We start from the raw sequence: 17326 nt of genomic DNA on the forward strand, positions 1-17326 counted from the left end.
CAGAAAGAAAGGGGAGGTGGCAAAGAGCTTCTACTAGAAAAGCTCTTAAAAATCTGAATTAGTTGCTGTTGTACATCTTTTCAAAGTTCTTAGGATTCCAACCAATCATTACACGGTCACCAATCTTCAGAACGGGAACTGATCGCGCTCCTAGCGCGTCGAGCTCTTTACGTCCGCGTTGCATTTTGGCGTTGCACAAACGGTAATTAATGTTTTTTGAATCGAGATAACGCTGAGCATCTTTGCAGTGAGGGCATTTGTCTTTGATGTAAAGAACGACACGTTTCATTCAGTTTCTCTCCATTATCGTGGGAGCCGAAGTCTACTATAACCGTTTCTATCTCGCTAGTTGTTGTCTTAGTGAAGAAAAGAATGACGATTACCCCTAATCGCTCATTAATCTTTCATACCGTAATTCTACTGGCGGTGGGGAAAAAGTACCAAAGCAGCGCTTTGCTCACTCAAACAATAGAACTCATTTCGCGCATTATTTAGTATCCGTTTGCCATTTATTTCACTGATATGGCGAATTTCTGAACCTTTTGCGAAGGGTTCAATTAGTGCATGGATGATTATTTAAGGTTTGGGAAACATGTCAGGGAAGCGGGTCGCGAAAAATACGCTTTTTCAGATAATGAAAATGCTGATCACAACGATAGTTAACCTGTATATGGTTCGCATACTTCTGCAAGAGTTAGGTGTCGAAGGTTACGGTGTATTCAATCTAATCGCTGGTGTGTTGGCGTTGATGATGTTCCTAAATGGCGCGATGACCACTTCAAGTCAGCGCTACCTTTCCTATTATTGCACTAAGGTTTTGTCAGAGAGAATAAGAGTATTTTCGACAACCAAGTATCTTCACTTATTTGTTGCCTTATTAATCGCTTCCGTTTTGTGGATAGCGCAAGACTTCGTATTCAATTCACTTATCAATGTACCAGCAGGGCTGCTTGCGTCTTCACACAGCTTGTACCAAGTGATGGTTATTGGAGTATTTGCCTCTGTTCTCACCGTACCATTTAACGCGCAAATCAACGCCTATGAAGACCTGGGGGTTGATGCGTTTCTTAGCGTGGTTGAATCAGTTTTAAAACTAGCTTCCGCTTTTATTATTGGATTCGTTGACAACCCACTGACAGCGCTCGGGGTATTGTTTGTTTCTGTTTCATTTTTAATGCTTTTGGTTAAAGCCCTGTACTGTACAGCTCGTTATCGCGAGAGTGTTTTATGGAGCTCAACGCTCGACGTTGCGTTGCTGAAAGAAATGGTTGGATTTACTAGTTGGAACTCGTTTGGAGCGGTATGCGGTGTTGCCAGAGTTCAGGGGCTTGCTATTGTCCTCAATAATTTCTTTGGGGTAACTATTAATGCGGTTTATGCCATTGCGATGCAAGTTAATGGGAAGTTGAAAGAATTTAGTATCAACATAATGAAGGCGATCAACCCTAAAATCGTCAAGGCTGAAAGTAATGGCCAACGTTCAGAGATGCTCAACCTTTCAATGCAAGCAAGTCGGCTTAGTTTGTTGCTTTATTCAGTAATCGCTCTTCCTATCTACTTCGAAGCCAAGTTTATATTGTCACTATGGTTAGGAGAGTATCCGCAAGAAGCCGTGCCTTTTGTGAAGCTGTTTTTAATCTTGTCTTTGGTCAACCTGACGACAATTGGTCTTCAAACGGCGATTCAAGCTATTGGCGATGTTAAGGCGTACCAATCAACCATTGGTTCGGTATTACTGCTGACGATTCCTTTTGCTTATGCAGTATTGACGTTAGGTTATCCCGCTTACTCGGTAATCGTTGTTTCTATCGTAATGGAAGTGGTTTCTTGCTTGATGAGATTTGGCTTTTTGCGGAAGAAAGCGGGGCTGTCCATCAAACGATATGTATTTTTTGTTTTGACTAAAGCACTACAAGTTATCACTCCCACTTGCGTAGTGCTATTCGTATTCACTAGTAGCTATGAGCCTAGCTATCTTCGCGTTATCTCATCCGGATTCATTTCATTTGGCATGATTGTAGGGCTGACATATTGGCTTGTGCTAAGCACAGAAGAAAAAAATTTAATTCGATTAAAGGTATAAGGATATGACTCCAAAGAAGTTGGTTATGGTTGGGTATACACATGATACCAACCTCGGTGACCAAGTAATTGCCGATAGTGCAGAGTATCTAATTAGGAAAAATGCCCTTGAAGAACAACTTGTTGTTGAACGATTTAACCTTAATTATTCCAATGAGTTTAATAGTGCAAAAAAAATTAAGAGAAAATCGATAAACAAAATCCTTAGCAAACTATCACCACGTTCTTCCTTTAATTACAAAATTGGCTGCTACAAACGTGATTATAAAAATAAGTTTGATGATGCAGCGGCCATTGTTTTCGCCGGTGGTGGCATGATCAAATATAAGTATCAAGATTGCTGGGCTCATATTTCAGCACTCGTTGATACTGTTCAAGCTAAGCCATGCCCGATATTTTTTAATGCGGTTGGTGTAGAAGGTTATGATCAAGCTGATTATAAGTGCCGTTTGCTAAAAGCGAGTTTAAATAACTCATCCGTCAAAATGATCACCACCCGAGATGACTTGAATGTATTGAATGACGGATACATTGAGACAGACCATATTGAAACTGCACAAGTTGCTGATTCTGCAGTGTTTAGTTCGGAAGTTTATGGTGTAAAGAAAAACTCGACTGATCGAGTTGGCGTCGGCTTGGTTCGTTCAAAAATATTCAAAGACAATGGTCTTGATTTTAATAGGGAGCAAGTGATTGCTTTCTACGCGTCTTTGCTTTCTGAGCTGGAGTCGAGAGGGCAAGAGTATCAACTATTTACCAATGGGTTAAAAAGCGATGTCGATATTCTCGTCGACTTAGAAAATTATATGGGTAAGCCCCTTCACATTATCGAACCTCAAACTCCTCAAGAACTGGTGGAGCTGATCGCCACGTTTAAATGTACGGTTGCCGCTAGGTTACATGCATGCATTATTTCATACTCACTCAAAGTACCTGTGGCTGGGTTGGTATGGAATAACAAAGTCAAGATGTTTGGTGATTGTATTGGTTACCCAGATCGATTTTTTACCTACGAGCAATTTGATGCCAAGTCGATTGTTGACCGTTTGATGCAGTCTGTTGAGGAGGGTTATGAGCCTAAACGCTATGAACAATATAGACAGACTGTGAACGCTAGCATCAACAAAATGATATCTATGATTTAGGAGCGAATTATGAATGTTGCATTGATTTTTGCTGGTGGTGTGGGAACCCGTATGCAAAACAGTACCAAACCCAAGCAGTTTTTAGAGCTATATAATAAGCCGGTCATTGTTTATACATTGGAAAAATTTGAAGAGAACCCAAACATTGATGCCATTGTTGTTGTTTGCGTCGAACCATGGATTGACTATTTAAGGAAGTTACTTTTCAAGTTTGATATTCAAAAAGTGAAATTTATTATTCCGGGCGGTGAAAGTGGCCAAGAATCCATATTTAATGGGTTGTGTAAAATAGAAGAAGAATTTGACCATAACTCTGTTGTGTTAATACATGATGGAGTGAGGCCTCTGATTAATGATGACATCATCAATCGTAACATTGAGGCGGTGAAAAGCCATGGTAGTGCCATTACGACGTGTCCACCAGTAGAAACATTTGTCTTGGTTGATAATGATGATGTTGTTCAGAATGTTCATGACCGCTCTTTATCACGCTTAGCAAAAGCGCCACAAAGTTTCTATTTAAAGGACATTCTTCAAGTACATAGGCAGGCAAGGGAAGAAGGCTTTATTGACGCAATCGATTCTTGCTCACTGATGACCACATATGGACACGATGTACGCTTGGTATCCGGCATATCTGAAAATATTAAAATAACGTCTCCAATCGATTTCTTTATATTTAAAGCGATCATTGATACTCAAGAAAACTTACAGGTGTTTGGTTAATGTTATGATTGAACAGAAGCAAAGTATCTTAACTGACGATAATAAAGATATTTATACTGCGTTACCTGATTGGGGCGTGCTTAGAGATAAAACGGTATTAATTACTGGGGCAACTGGCATGCTGGCAGCCTGTGTTGTTCGCTTTTTGGTTTACTTAAATAAAGTCGACAATTTAAATATCAATATTTTAATCTTGGCTCGAAATAAGCAGCGAGTGATGGACACCTTTGGTGAAACCGCAAATGAGTTTACTTGTTTCTATCAGGACGTTTGTGAGCCACTAGACTATCAAGGCCACATAGACTTTGTGATCCATGCGGCGAGTAGTGCAAGTCCATACCATATAAAAAACGATCCTGTGGGTATCATCAAAGCAAATGTTCAAGGCACTTCAAATCTATTGGAGCTTGTCAAAGACATGCACGTAAGCAACTTCGTGTTTCTTTCCACCCGTGAAGTCTATGGAGAGGTATTGGACGTTGAATACATAGAAGAGACGGATTTTGGTCATTTCGATCCTCTTGATGCGAGATCGTGCTACCCAGAAAGCAAGCGCCTTGCGGAGACAATGCTCCAGAGTTATGCCGTCCAGTATGGATTAACGTTTAATTCGGTTCGCATTGCTCATTCTTATGGGCCTGGCATGTTTCTCAATGATGGCAGAGTAATGTCAGATTTGCTTGGGGATGTGGTTAACGATAAGCCTATTGTATTAAAAAGTGATGGCAGTGCGCTGCGTTCATTTTGCTATGTCACCGATGCCGTTTCTGCTCTGTTACTAGTGATGCTTAAGGGAGAAAAGAACACGGCTTACAACATTGCCAATGAGAACGATGAGGTATCGATTCTTCAGCTTTCAAATTTGCTAACCAAGCTTAGTGGAGATAAACACTCTGTAGTCCATGAGATCGCCACTGACAGCGCGTATTGCCAATACAAGAGAACGAAGCTATCTACCAACAAGCTAGAAGCATTGCATTGGCGGCCACACGTTGCGTTAAACGATGGCTTGCAGAAGACGATTTCATACTATAGGTAAATCAATTTGAAACAACTAACTTTCGAGCAGCTTCGCAGTGTCCAGATGTCGATACTTGATAAGGTGCATGATTTTTGCCAACAGCATCAACTTGATTACTCGTTGGCGGGGGGCTCACTTCTTGGAGCAATTCGACATAAAGGTTACATACCTTGGGACGATGATATAGACATCATGATGCCTCGGGATGACTACGAATATTTACTCGACAATTTTACACGCGAGAATCCAGACTTTACCTTTTTTAACCTAAATTCGGAGCCAAACCCTTATCCTTTTTTGTTCAGTAAGTTATCGCTTAATGGCTCAGAGATCTCTAATGGGCGCATTAAGGGCGTAGGGATAAACATTGATATATTCCCAATAGATAGTTTAGGAAAAAACCAAGCAACGGCGAAGTTTCGCTTCTCTTTGATGAAAGTGTTGAATCTCTTTCCTAGGGTACAGCGTTCAAGAAAGAAACGATCTAACCCACTCGCTGAGAGGGTGTTTCGCTTGTCTCAGAAATTAGTTCGGGTAATTCCAACACATTGGTTTTTGCGTGCTATTGAGAGTTTGTGCTCACACCGATTGGTGAGGCAATCTGGTTTCGCAGTCAGTATCGGAAGTAGCTATTTGTCTAAGGAGTTGTGTGAAGCCTCTCTGTATCATGAATACACGACCGTTGAGTTTGAAGATCGGCATTACCAAAGCATTGTGCGCTACGAAGATTATTTATCGATGATCTATGGAGACTATATGCAAATGCCTAAAAAACAAGATCGTGAGAATCACGATAATGTCGGCTATATTCAAGAACACTTGCTACCGATGTAGTGATAAATAGCCTAGTGATGTGCAATTTGCTAGGCTATTGCTCCTCTTCTTCAGGTGCATTACCGTTTTAGAAAAGATAGAATTGCTCCCTTTCTATTGTCAAAGCAGACTTAACACGCATGCATCCTTCACTTCGATACATTCAAGGTTACCCTCAGAACATCGTTGAGCAAGTTAGCTCACTGGTAGACAGTGGCAAGCTGGTACCTTGGTTCGAAAAACGCTACCCAGATAGACACCAAATCAAAAGTGAGAAGGCGCTTTATGAGTACGCAATAGCGATCAAGAACCGCTACATGAAGAAGGCGGCGCCAATCAGTAAAGTCATTTACGATAAGAAAATTCATGTGGTGAACAACGCGCTTGGGTTGCACAGTGTGATTAGCCGCAACCACGGTGGTAAACTGAAATCGAAGAATGAAATTCGCATTGCAAACGTGTTTAAAGATGCACCAGAAGCACTATTACGTATGCTGGTGGTGCATGAGTTGGCTCATACTCGTGAGAAAAATCATGATAAAGCATTTTATCAACTGTGCTGCTACATGGAGCCGGAGTATCACCAGCTCGAATTTGATGCTCGTCTGTTTATGATGTACCTCGATTTAAAAGCGGATTCGAATGAAGAACAATAATCACAACGCGAAACAAGCTCAGCCGAAAACGACGCCCCAGAAAACGGGCAAAGATGCAACTAAGGTTAAGTCAAAGCGAGTGAAAAACAAACCCGCAGCGAAAGTAAATGCTTCGGCAAAAAAGAGTGATGTCGAGTTTATTAAAATCGCCAAGAGTGGTCTGCATGAGCGTAATGCTCATAACGGCCGCTACGATTTTAAAAAACTGGTGATAGCCGAACCTCAGCTCAAACCATTTGTAATCAAGAACCCGAAAGGGGAAGACTCAATTAACTTCTCCGATCCAAAAGCGGTCAAGATGCTAAACAAAGCATTGTTAGCGGCGTACTACGATATAGAGTTTTGGGACATTCCTGATACTTACTTGTGTCCGCCGATCCCAGGACGCGCTGACTATGTCCATCGTGTTGCAGAATTGCTCGATGGTGAAGCCAAAGGAAAATATCTGCACCAAAATGTGCGAGCGCTTGATGTCGGTGTTGGTGCAAACTGCATTTATCCAATTGTAGGTGTAACCCAATATGGTTGGCACTATACAGGTAGCGATGTTGATCCAAAATCGATTGAATCAGCTCAAGCTATCGTCACTCGTAACGCATCATTAAACGGGAAGATTGAACTGGTGCAGCAAGGTGATGAGTCGAATATTTATCGTGGTATCATCCAGCCGAACGATCGTTATGATGTTACTACCTGTAACCCTCCATTTCACCGCTCAGCAGAAGAAGCTGCGATGGGCAGCCAGCGCAAGCTTGATAACTTAAAAGCTAACCAACGTAAGAAGGGTGTGAAGGTTCAAGCCAATCAAGGAAAAGCGAATAAACCAGCGCTTAACTTTGGTGGGCAAAATGCCGAGCTTTGGTGTGAAGGTGGAGAAGCTGCCTTCATTCGTAAAATGGCGAATGAAAGCCAAGCTTTCAGTGCACAGGTTCTTTGGTTTACTACCTTAATCTCAAAGAAAGACAACGTTCGACCGATGCGAAAACAATTAGAGAAGCTGGGTGTTAAAGCGATTAGAGTGGTTGAAATGAGTCAAGGGCAAAAGATCAGCCGTTTTATGGCTTGGTCTTATATGGATAAGCAGCAAAGAAAAGAGTGGATTGCATTGAAGTAGTTCAAACAATAAGAAAAGTTAAAAGCCCGCTGAGAATATCAGCGGGCTTTTCTTTATGGCGTTGTATACGGGATACAATCAATAGATTCTAAAGGAACGAATACATCCAGCTTCGCGTAGTACAAACCGCAGCTTTCGCCTCGGATTTGCAATGTGTATTGATCAGGCAAATCCGTGTAGCTACCGTCAAGTAGCAAGTTGTCTTTGCCTTTCACTCTCCCTTTCTCTATCAGTAAGTGAGGTGACGTTTCAAAGACATTTCCTGCAACTCTAGGGGCCGGTGTGTTTTGAATTTCTGCGATCGCACTCTGCACTTCGATAATGGCTTGAGATGTTGTATTTACACTTAGCGCTTCGATAGGAGAGTCAGCAACTGCTTGGCATCCGGTTACCGCTAGTGATGAACCTAGTACTAATGCAAGTGTAAGGCCTTTGCTTGGGAAGTTATTGGATATCAACATGAATCGCCTCTGTTTTCAAAGGAGAACGCAAGTCCATGATTGCTGGTGAAGACGAATCTAATGGCATTGAGTTGAAGCTTACTGGCGAAACTTGCGGGCATACACCAGTGTCCATGTAGTTTAACGCAGCCGCAAGCATGCCTTCCGACGTGTCACCAAGTGGTTTAGATAGATCATCCCCAACCAAGCAACCTTCCACCTTGTTATCTAAACCAAGCGTACTGTTTACCATGTTTTTAGAGGTTGGGATGAATCCATCCGCGAAATCCCCAAAGCCTTTCTCATTCGCTGATTTAAACTGGATCGTGTAGTAGTTTGTGCCACAATTTTGCTCAGGTGCGAACCCATATGGTTTACCCGTCGTGGTTGAACCGATTTGAATGACGTCTACATCTATCCCCCTCAGAGCGTTTATCAGTAACTCACTCGAAGAGGCTGTTCCGCCAGAGGTTAATACATAGACTTTAGTGGCTGACAGTGTTGGCAGAGGTTCATCAGAGTAACGACCTGCTGCCCAGTCAATAGCGACGTTGGTGAACTTGTAAGTGTTTGCACCTGCTTGTGTGTTCTTCATGACTTTATCATTGTGAATAAGCTCGCTAAATACGCGGTTTTGGCCTGCGCCACTGAGCATGTAACCCACTTGAGATGACTGTAATACCAAGCCACCACCGTTGTAACGAAGGTCAACAACGACCTCATCAACTTGCGCTTCCGATAGTTTGTTAAACGCATTGATCAGTGGGGTCTGCGCACTAGGTTCAAATGAGTTGTACTGAAGGTAACCGACTTTTTTGCCATTATAGTTAATGACTTTCGCATTGCGGACTGGGGATGTTACAACATCTGTAGCAGTTAATGTGACGGTTTTAGTTTGTCCGCTGACACTCTCAAACGTAAAAGTATAGTCTTGGTTCAGGTTCGGATTGAATAAGGTCGCATTAATAAAGTCTATGTCGGACTGGCTACCAGTATTGACAACATCAATGGAATTAATCGCAATTAGTTTATCACCGCGAGCGATGCCATTTAGCGAAGCGGGTGAAGCATCCTCAGTGTAAGAGATTCTGACATCTCTTGGCTGAGTGCCTCGAATGAAGAACCAATTGAATCCAAACCCAGCAACAAGGCCAGACTGTGATGATTTCATGTCCTCTTCATAAGGTACCGTGAAATGGAAACGATCTTTCGGCTTGCCAGTTTGTGTCACTTCTGACGTTACTAAGGTGTTGAAATAATCAACCACTGTGCGGTAGTTACTTGGATTGTTATCTGGTACTTCGTCATACCAAAGATAAGTTTCATTGGTAAATGCGCGTAAGAACATTTTTTCTTGTAAAGATGACCCTGCTTGGTCTGGGTATGCTGTGTTTCCTGCATATGGGTCTAAACCTGTTCGCGGATTTTCACATTTATTCGCGAAGTCGCTAGAAGACTGACTAAAATCCCCTGCCTTCCAAGTGGAATTGTCAGTCGTATTGGTGTTAGAAGATGAATCACCACCTCCACAACCTTGAAGTAATGCAAGCGTAACTGCCGTTATTAATGAATACTTAAACTGCATGTAACTATTTCCTTATAAATGATGGCGTTATAATTATTTTTATATTGATTTGTCTTTACTAAGATTGGTGAATGTATAAATTTAATTAGTTTTTACGCAAATTTATATTTTAATTATGTGATATAGAATGAATAAAGTATCACGCAAGGTATTGATATTTAGCCATTATGGGCCACTAATTATGTTCAAGTAATAGGCGTAAGCGGCATTCTCAATGAGTTTGCTCAAAAGATATGCCCTGGAGCAAGTTCAAAGCAGAGGTTTAGGGATATGATTGAGAGGTCAATGATCATAATCAGTCTATGACGAGTGTTACCAACACTGATAAGGGAGGGCGTTATGGAATTTGAATTTTTTGTCCCATGCCAACCAGATTGGTTATGTCAGCCATTTATGACCGTGTTCACGATACTGCTTGTCATCGGGCTCATTGCTTTCATACGTATTGTTTATTTAGAGTACCTAAGCATTCAAAAAAGAACCAGAGTGAGACGCTTGCGGAAATTGACCAAGCAGCAGCGTGAGCAACTACGCCGCCGCTACCCAAGAAAAAACACCAACAAGTTAAGATAAGTTATCTAGTTTCTGCTGATACTTCTCTTTCAGAGCGTCATTGCCAGCGGCTCCCTCTAGTTCCACCATGAGTTGTAATGAGGGCTTCTTTAACCCGTAGGTCTGGTGAAAACGCATGAGTCGTATACGGGCGTCCGTGTACTCTCCATCGTCAATTTCCAATTTTGCCAGTTGTAGGATGGATTTTGGTCGATGAGGGTCATGATCGATGGCTCTTTCAAAGTAATATTTTGCTCGCTTTGGTTGTTGAGACTTAAGAGCACAGAAAGCGGCATTTTCGTAACTGGCGGGAATCAGATAGTAGTATGGCTGCTCGATCGCCCGAGTGAACATTTTATCGGCTTGTTCGTATTTCCCTTGTTTACACAGAAATGTCCCATAATTGTTCAATACGTTTCCGTTCTTAGTATGCTGGCGAAGTGATCGTTTATACATACTTTCTGCTTTATCGACTTCACCTACTGTTTCGTAATAGTGCGCCATAGATAGCTGGGTTCGGTAATATTGAGGTGCGTGAGAAAGCGCTTGTTGCAAATTATCGTGTGCACGAATCATGTTTCCATTTTCGAGGTATCCTAGACCCAGCGCAATGCGAGACTCAGCCATGGCGATGGGATCTGCTTTCTGAGTGGGCTCTCCTTCATTGACGGTTACACAGCCGTTTAACATCACCAGCGCACAAATTGAAAGTGAATTCTTTAAGCTCATCTACATCACCTAATTACCATTGAGTAAAGGCATGATATGAGTTCACGTGGAAATGACTAATAGCGCCAAATTACAATGCGACAAGGTTTGCAAATAACGATGAAATAGCCGGACTTAGCCGGCTATTTAAGTAGGGTATGTTGCTCTTTCGAGCTGATTTTTGCAGCGAATTGTTGGGTGTTTATACAAGGCAGAGACTTTGATGTGTAGTTAGCCTACATGAGAAGTCGATAACGAAGTAGAAATGGCCAACAAACGCTGCCCAGAGGGTTCGGCTAGGCGCCCCCGACTAAAATCGTTTCATGCTTTGTTAAGAAGTATTTGCTTAGAATGACTAGGCTACGCACTTCTTGCCTCGCCTAAAACGATTTTACCTCGAACAAAATTTAACCGCGAAAGAGTAACAGCCCCTAGTACTCTCAATCATCTTTAGTAAATGCAGACTCGCTGAAATGGTCTAAATCGTATGGCGTTTGTTGGTATACGCAGTAGTTTAGCCAATTTGAAAACAACAGATGGCCGTGGCTGCGCCAGCTCGCGCGTGGTGGGTTGTCCGGATTGTTATTAGGGTAATAATTTACCGGTATTGCTGGCTCCATGCCTTCTCCTAAATCGCGGATGTACTCATTGTGTAATGTATGCGAGTCATATTCGGGGTGGCCAGTTACAAACACATTGCGCTTATCTTTCGTTGCAGCAAGATAAACACCAGCCACATCTGATGTAGCGAGGATATCTAGATCGGTGTGATCATTAAGATACTCAGGAGAGAAATCGGCGTACCGAGAGTGAGGAGCAAGAAACGAGTCATCAAATCCTCGTAATATTGGATGGTATGGGTGATGAATGTCGTGATGATAAACCCCAGAAAGCTTCTCTTTACGAGTTTTCTTCGGCAAATCATAAAGCAGTTTTAATCCTGCTTGGGCAGCCCAGCATACAAATAGAGTTGATGTTACATGTTCCTTTGCCCAACTCATGATGGTCTTGAGATGATCCCAGTAAATAACATCTTCAAATTGCACTAGACCTAACGGCGCGCCTGTGATGATCAAACCATCGAAATTTCGGTTCTTAACCATTTCGAATTGACGATAAAAGGTATCTAAGTGCTCTGTCGGTGTATTTTTACTCGGCCTATCGTCAATACGTAATAGTTCGACATCTACTTGCAGCGGGCTATTTGAAAGTAATCGCAGGAACTGGGTTTCTGTTTCGATTTTTTTGGGCATCAAGTTCAGTATGAGAACTCGCAGAGGGCGGATTTCCTGACTAGCGGCACGTGTCTCATTCATCACAAAGATGTTCTCTGTTCTAAGAATATCTGACGCGGGTAATTGATCTGGAATTCGTATTGGCACAGCTTTCTCCCTAAGCTTCTAGACGTCTATACATCTAAAGCTAACTTAAATCAGGCCATATGTCGATACAGAATGTGAGATTGAAAGATTTTTATTGGCGTCGTCGAGTATGGCGCTTTCTAATATGCAATGTAGTTGTGCGATCGGTGGTTGCTTTTAGTTTAGTGAAAACCCTATAACTTAGTCGTACTCTCATAGACACGATGAAATTTGTTATGCTATTAATGGTGTATTTTGACTTTGGTCAAAAAAACAACACTTTGGTGCGTTGGTTGTTAATTCCCTGATTACTATTGATAGAGGACAACGCATTAGCTCATTATGGCTGAAAGGGGAATTAACGTGCGTTACATTGTGATTTGTTTACCTTTGCTACTGGTGGGGTGTGACTTCGGTAAAGATATTTCCGTTAAAGGTCGCACTTTGTATTTTTATGAGGAAATAACACCACAGTCGGTTCAGTTTGCTCAGACGTTAATAAAGCAATCGAAAGAGCAGATTTCAACGATAATGGTAGATAGCAAAGGAGGGGATCATCAAGCTGCGATGGAGCTAGGGCGCTGGATGCATACTAGCAATGTACACCTTATCATCAATGGTGACTGTCAAGCTGAGTGCGCAAACTATGTGCTCCCTGCGGCATCTTCAGTACTAATTACTGGTGCGGCATCAGTACTATGGGTTGATCATCTTGAGTATGCTTCTTTTAAGTTAACAAATGATAAAGAAGCAATTGAGCGTTGGAATCGCGCACTGCAGCTACTTAAAAACCGTGAGAAGACCTTTTATTCAATGATTTCGGTTAACCCAAAAATCAGTCAGTTTGGGTATCTGAATAATCAAGAAAAATGGCAAAGCCAAGGGTGCAACTCAGACATGAAGGGCTGGAGCTATGATATCGATAGCCTTAAGAAATTAGGAATAAAAGACATCACTTACGTTAACTTGAAACGAGCGCAATCGAACGACATCTGCATTCTTAATATAAACGAAAGTGAACTCTAGCCAATTTAAATCCATGAGTTCGGAAGGTGCCCCATGATTCCCTTGATTATTGCTAGTACGTAAAATTGCTTTTCTAAAACTAGGCTAGATAAGCGGTAAAGAATCTCTATAATGCCGCGCTTGAGTTAATCTTCTTGCGTGGTAATTATGTTCAAGCTTTTAGTTTCTTTACCGCCATTGGTCGCGTTAAGTATTGCTATTGTTTGTGAAGTCATAGCAACATCCTATATCCCTAAAACCGAACAGTTCACGAAATGGTTGCCGAGTTCGATTGTACTGGTTGGCTATGCTATTGCTTTTTTCCTTTTGTCAGTAACGGTAAAAACAATGCCAGTTGGTGTTGTATACGCGATATGGAGTGGGGCAGGCATAGTATTGGTCGCTGGGGTTGGTTACGTCTTATACGGCCAGAAACTCGACCTCGCTGCTCTAATAGGTATTGGCTTCATTATAACTGGTGTGTTGATCGTTAATTTGGTGTCTAAAACAGCAACACACTAGAGCGATAAAGGTAGGCAAGTGCCTACCTTGATTGCTCAACTTCTGTGTTGCATCAGTATTCAACCCCGTTTCTCAAGGCAAATTGCACGAGCTCCGCGTGTGAGTCGAGTTCTAACAGGTCTAATAGCCGATACTTGTGTGACTCGATGGTTCTTGGGCTTAAATTCAGCTCTTTGGCACATTCCTTGGCTGACTTCCCTGTCGTTAGCAGTGCTAACACATCATACTGCCTTTGGCTTAGGCGTAGCATCTTTGTATTTTCATTATGTGTAGATACATCGGTCTTATATAAGGTTCGATGTAACTTAGAGTGCTGCCAAAACGACAGCCACATATGTGAAAGGTAAGTATACTCGTTGAGTTCTTTCTCGCTTAACGCTGCTCTTTGGTTGTTGAAGAGCGTAAAAGACATGCCCCCCCAACGCTGCCCGAATTGAACCAATGGAATGGTATAGTGATGGCTACCGCCTTGCGCGGCGATCATTCTCAGCACTGTGACGTCGCTTGACTCCATCTCTTTCGCGGAAAACAGTTGTGTCTTCGATGAGTTGCCAATCAAGCGAAGGTACTTTTCTCCATCTACAGGAGATACCTGCTCTGCGGTTAATATTTGATGAGGGGGACGAGCAACACTTATTGTTTTACCATGACTAAAAAACAACATTGAGTTGGGAAACATCGTTGTTCGATCAATGTTGAACCAATCCATCGCCTCAAGAATACATTGCTTAAGGGTTTCTTCACAATTTTGGGCTTGGGTGTTGGCAAGTAGCATGGTTTGCTTTGTTGCGAGTGCCTCAAAGCTATCAACGATTATCGATGTATGTATCTCGCTTTCCATAAAAATTAATTAACCTCACTGATTTTTATAAATGCAGTATTTTTACTCTACATTCTAATCATATCATTTTGCAGAATGTGTGCGGTGTTATTTCGAAAACTATGGAATAACTAATTACACCCAAGGTTAGCATTCTGATTGCACCATAACCAAAACAATGACTTCGATTGTTTATGGTGTTTTAGCTGATAACTCTGGTGTCTGTGCGTAAACAACAAGATGTAAAATTTATGAAAATGATGAAACTTCGCTACCGAATCGGAATGAGTGACCAATGGACAGAAGTTGTAGTATCGATGTTTGTGGCTCAAAGTTTAGCGAAAGAGTATCTTGGTTACGGATGGCAGGCTGAAGTTCTTTCAGTATAAAAATGGATTAGGGCAGTTGAGTCTTTTGACACTGCCCTTTATAACATCAACTAAGCGGATGCCTCATGATGACGGCTTTCCCATCAGGTTCGTAAATCGTTTTTTGAGTGTTTTCAAAACCAGCCGATTCAAAAAGTGTAATCCCCACTTTGTTTGAACAGGAAACGGTTGCACAAATAGAATTACTCTCCGCATCGATGGCGTAACCATAAACCATCAACTTTTGAAGCGTCGCTTTCCCAACGCCTTTCTGTTGAAACTGCTTGCCAATCACCATGTAGCTCAGCTTAAGTTCATGCCGTTTTGCAAACGGTGCATACTGAGCAAATGCCTTATCTATAACTAAGTAGCCTACCGCCAAGCTGTCTTGGAATATGGTATAAAACACTTCTGACTTACTTCGGTTTTGGTAAGCTTGCTCAAACGGTTTAAAAAATCCTTTTTGATCGTCATGCACTTCCAATTGCATCAAGCTCGCAAAATCTTTCAACTTTGCCGGTTTAATCGCGATCATATCTATCTGGATCTATTCAGAGGTGGTACACAGCATACCGCTATTATAGTGAGGGATGCGATAAAAGCGCAATTACGCTCATGAAGGTTTGAAGAAAAAGCCCCTGTCAACGCAGGAGCGGGTAATAGTAGCCTTGATGGATATAGGCACCAAGAGTAGTAAGTAGATGAGCGCACTCGGCACATTCCACACCCTCAACGATAACAGTGCAATGGTAGGTACGTCCCATGGCGATTAGCTGACGAAGCATTTCTGACTTTTTATCATCCTGTTTGAGATCCATAACGAACAATCTATCGATCTTTAGGTAGTTGGGTGTGATATTGCCAATAAGCTCAACATTGTTGTTACCAGTGCCGAAGTCATCAATGCTGATTTTGCAACCCAAGCCTTTCAGCTTCTTGACGTTCGAATATATCTCTTCGGTGTAGTACATGGACGCGTTTTCTGTAATCTCTATCGTTAGGAGCGAACAGTCCAACTTACTGAGTTGGCGATAGAGCTTGAGAAAGTTGCGCCCTTCAAGCAATGAAGGGCATACATTGATACTAAGTGGCGCGATGAGCGACCTAGATGAGCCGTAAATAAGCCGAATTAGTAGCATTGTATGAGTGAGCAAAAGCCCATTGCTAATAAGACTCTCTATGAACTTTTGGGTGTTTTTCACTTGAAAGCGCGAAAGTACCTCATAGTGAATGTTCACTTTGTTGGCCGTGTTGTAAATGGGCTCAAGCTTTAATTTGAAGTGACGGATGGCCCACATATAAGTCAGAATTGAACGTAGTAGCTTGTGATTAACCAACACGATAAGAAGTAAGCTCAGCGCCAGAATACTACTCACAGGGCCAGTGACGTAATAGACTTCCCTATAGCCACTGCCATTGACGTTGTAAAGAAACGACTGACCGTTTGTATCGCCGATCTCCAAAGCAGGCCCCGTGTTTGTGCATACTTTCATTCCTGATAGGAACATCCGTGACATGTGATTTTCTATGTTATTTGTAATGTTGATGTTTTTGACTCGCACCATTGCCGTGGCACCAGCAAGATCGAATGTGTGGGTTGTATAACTGTCATTATCTAACCACTTGCTTATGTCGTTGTTGTTTACCGGGACCACGGCCTCAGGTGTGATAAGACAGCGGATATTATGTCGGTCAGTCAACAACGCTGATTCAACCAACCTTACATTGTCGAAAAAACCTTTCAAGCGGTCTTCATTTTCAAAACAGCTTTTAAGTGCAATGTCTTGAGCTAATGATGACGCGCTATCGAAATAATTCTGTCTTACGATGTTGCTTATCGCATAAAAACAGATCGCAAGATAAAGCAACCCAGTGAGTACAAGAAAGAACAAAATGTTCAAGTAGAGCAGTCGATTTCTTAAACAAATCTCTATAAAAGTCCTAATACTATGAGCAGTTCGCTTGTCGATACTCTCTTGCTGACGTAAGCCGTCCTTTTGTGCGTGTTGATTGTGGAAGGGAACAAAATACCCCTTGCGGTGAATATTTTCGATGAGTGATTGCTGCATGGAAACATGGTTCTGCGTGAGGAGTCTGAATTTCTTTCTAAGTGAGGCGATTGAGTTTTTAAATCCATTTTCAGGCAGTACCAGTTGATACTGCGCTAATAACTTCTTTTCGATATTCCTCTGACTAATCGGTGCATTTAAGTTCCCAAAAGCCGCGATGGTGCTCAAAAGTAAATATTCAATTCTACTGATAGGAATAGAAGAGTGGGTGGAATTGTTGAGCTCAAGTGAAAGTTGTTTGTCGGACAAGCAAACGCAGATTTGGTTTCCTAGTTCAAACCTAATCATGTGTTAAAGCGCTCCAAATGTAATGTTTTGAATACGGTATCAATATTGAAT

At 41.9% G+C, this 17326-nt stretch carries 19 protein-coding genes; 11 read left to right on the top strand and 8 right to left on the bottom strand.

The window, feature by feature from the left end:
- Positions 1 to 58 precede the first annotated feature (58 nt).
- Positions 59 to 289, bottom strand: coding sequence for a glutaredoxin family protein (locus tag BSZ04_RS14650; protein ID WP_010448734.1), 231 nt, complete (start codon positions 287 to 289; stop codon positions 59 to 61).
- Positions 290 to 592: 303 nt separating this feature from the next.
- Here BSZ04_RS14650 and BSZ04_RS14655 point away from each other — a divergent pair, with 303 nt between their 5' ends.
- The 7 genes from BSZ04_RS14655 (at position 593) to rlmF (ending at position 7557) form a co-directional block, all read left to right on the top strand.
- Positions 593 to 2083 carry an MATE family efflux transporter gene (locus tag BSZ04_RS14655; RefSeq protein ID WP_167381319.1) on the top strand — a complete coding sequence of 497 codons (1491 nt, stop codon included), beginning with the start codon at positions 593 to 595 and terminating at the stop codon, positions 2081 to 2083.
- A 4-nt stretch (positions 2084 to 2087) separates the two neighbouring features.
- A complete protein-coding gene (locus tag BSZ04_RS14660) occupies positions 2088 to 3227 on the top strand; it encodes a polysaccharide pyruvyl transferase family protein (protein ID WP_010448736.1) in 1140 nt (379 codons plus the stop codon).
- A 9-nt stretch (positions 3228 to 3236) separates the two neighbouring features.
- Positions 3237 to 3953, top strand: a complete 717-nt coding sequence (locus BSZ04_RS14665) for an IspD/TarI family cytidylyltransferase (RefSeq protein ID WP_088880677.1) — start codon at positions 3237 to 3239, stop codon at positions 3951 to 3953.
- 4 nt (positions 3954 to 3957) lie between these two features.
- A complete protein-coding gene (locus BSZ04_RS14670; protein ID WP_088880678.1) occupies positions 3958 to 4992 on the top strand; it encodes an NAD-dependent epimerase/dehydratase family protein in 1035 nt (344 codons plus the stop codon).
- Between the two features lie 6 nt (positions 4993 to 4998).
- Positions 4999 to 5808 (top strand): LicD family protein, encoded by an 810-nt coding sequence (locus BSZ04_RS14675; RefSeq protein ID WP_088880679.1) that lies wholly within the window; start codon positions 4999 to 5001, stop codon positions 5806 to 5808.
- A 119-nt stretch (positions 5809 to 5927) separates the two neighbouring features.
- Complete coding sequence (locus BSZ04_RS14680) at positions 5928 to 6443, top strand: M48 metallopeptidase family protein (protein ID WP_010448743.1); 516 nt, start codon at positions 5928 to 5930, stop codon at positions 6441 to 6443.
- Positions 6430 to 7557: a 23S rRNA (adenine(1618)-N(6))-methyltransferase RlmF gene (rlmF, locus tag BSZ04_RS14685; protein ID WP_010448745.1), complete on the top strand. Its 1128-nt coding sequence runs from the start codon at positions 6430 to 6432 to the stop codon at positions 7555 to 7557. Before BSZ04_RS14680 ends, rlmF begins: the two co-directional genes overlap by 14 nt.
- A gap of 53 nt (positions 7558 to 7610) precedes the next feature.
- On the opposite strand, the gene BSZ04_RS14690 is transcribed toward rlmF, so the two are convergent.
- Together BSZ04_RS14690 and BSZ04_RS14695 are read right to left on the bottom strand one after the other, a co-directional pair.
- Positions 7611 to 8018, bottom strand: a complete 408-nt coding sequence (locus BSZ04_RS14690; RefSeq protein ID WP_088880680.1) for a hypothetical protein — start codon at positions 8016 to 8018, stop codon at positions 7611 to 7613.
- Positions 8002 to 9582, bottom strand: a complete 1581-nt coding sequence (locus BSZ04_RS14695) for a S41 family peptidase (RefSeq protein WP_010448749.1) — start codon at positions 9580 to 9582, stop codon at positions 8002 to 8004. Before BSZ04_RS14695 ends, BSZ04_RS14690 begins: the two co-directional genes overlap by 17 nt.
- A 339-nt stretch (positions 9583 to 9921) precedes the next feature.
- Here BSZ04_RS14695 and BSZ04_RS14700 point away from each other — a divergent pair, with 339 nt between their 5' ends.
- Positions 9922 to 10155, top strand: a complete 234-nt coding sequence (locus BSZ04_RS14700) for a hypothetical protein (RefSeq protein ID WP_010448751.1) — start codon at positions 9922 to 9924, stop codon at positions 10153 to 10155.
- Here BSZ04_RS14700 and pilW read toward each other — a convergent pair.
- Together pilW and metA are read right to left on the bottom strand one after the other, a co-directional pair.
- Positions 10147 to 10863 (bottom strand): type IV pilus biogenesis/stability protein PilW, encoded by a 717-nt coding sequence (pilW, locus tag BSZ04_RS14705; protein WP_088880681.1) that lies wholly within the window; start codon positions 10861 to 10863, stop codon positions 10147 to 10149. The two genes, BSZ04_RS14700 and pilW, sit on opposite strands and share 9 nt — an antisense overlap.
- 419 nt (positions 10864 to 11282) lie before the next feature.
- Positions 11283 to 12224, bottom strand: a complete 942-nt coding sequence (gene metA, locus BSZ04_RS14715) for a homoserine O-acetyltransferase MetA (protein ID WP_010448755.1) — start codon at positions 12222 to 12224, stop codon at positions 11283 to 11285.
- A gap of 342 nt (positions 12225 to 12566) precedes the next feature.
- Here metA and BSZ04_RS14720 point away from each other — a divergent pair, with 342 nt between their 5' ends.
- Both BSZ04_RS14720 and BSZ04_RS14725 read left to right on the top strand, forming a co-directional pair.
- Entirely contained in the window at positions 12567 to 13229 is a 663-nt protein-coding gene (locus BSZ04_RS14720) for a hypothetical protein (protein WP_045393470.1), read from the top strand.
- A 147-nt stretch (positions 13230 to 13376) separates the two neighbouring features.
- Positions 13377 to 13730, top strand: a complete 354-nt coding sequence (locus tag BSZ04_RS14725) for a DMT family transporter (protein WP_088880682.1) — start codon at positions 13377 to 13379, stop codon at positions 13728 to 13730.
- A gap of 52 nt (positions 13731 to 13782) precedes the next feature.
- Here BSZ04_RS14725 and BSZ04_RS14730 read toward each other — a convergent pair whose 3' ends face one another.
- Complete coding sequence (locus BSZ04_RS14730) at positions 13783 to 14571, bottom strand: response regulator transcription factor (RefSeq protein ID WP_088880683.1); 789 nt, start codon at positions 14569 to 14571, stop codon at positions 13783 to 13785.
- A 230-nt stretch (positions 14572 to 14801) separates the two neighbouring features.
- Between BSZ04_RS14730 and BSZ04_RS25055 the strand changes: the two genes are divergently transcribed.
- Positions 14802 to 14939 carry a hypothetical protein gene (locus BSZ04_RS25055; RefSeq protein WP_167381312.1) on the top strand — a complete coding sequence of 46 codons (138 nt, stop codon included), beginning with the start codon at positions 14802 to 14804 and terminating at the stop codon, positions 14937 to 14939.
- A 46-nt stretch (positions 14940 to 14985) separates the two neighbouring features.
- Here BSZ04_RS25055 and BSZ04_RS14735 read toward each other — a convergent pair whose 3' ends face one another.
- On the bottom strand, positions 14986 to 15453 hold the full coding sequence (locus tag BSZ04_RS14735) for a GNAT family N-acetyltransferase (RefSeq protein ID WP_010448765.1): 468 nt from the start codon (positions 15451 to 15453) through the stop codon (positions 14986 to 14988).
- Positions 15454 to 15559: 106 nt separating this feature from the next.
- The gene (gene tpdA, locus BSZ04_RS14740) at positions 15560 to 17275 is read right to left on the bottom strand and encodes a cyclic di-GMP phosphodiesterase TpdA (protein ID WP_088880684.1); all 1716 of its coding nucleotides are present in this window, start codon (positions 17273 to 17275) and stop codon (positions 15560 to 15562) included.
- Positions 17276 to 17326 lie beyond the last annotated feature (51 nt).

Origin of the sequence: Vibrio rotiferianus (genome assembly GCF_002214395.1) — a bacterium.
Lineage (GTDB): Bacteria > Pseudomonadota > Gammaproteobacteria > Enterobacterales > Vibrionaceae > Vibrio > Vibrio rotiferianus.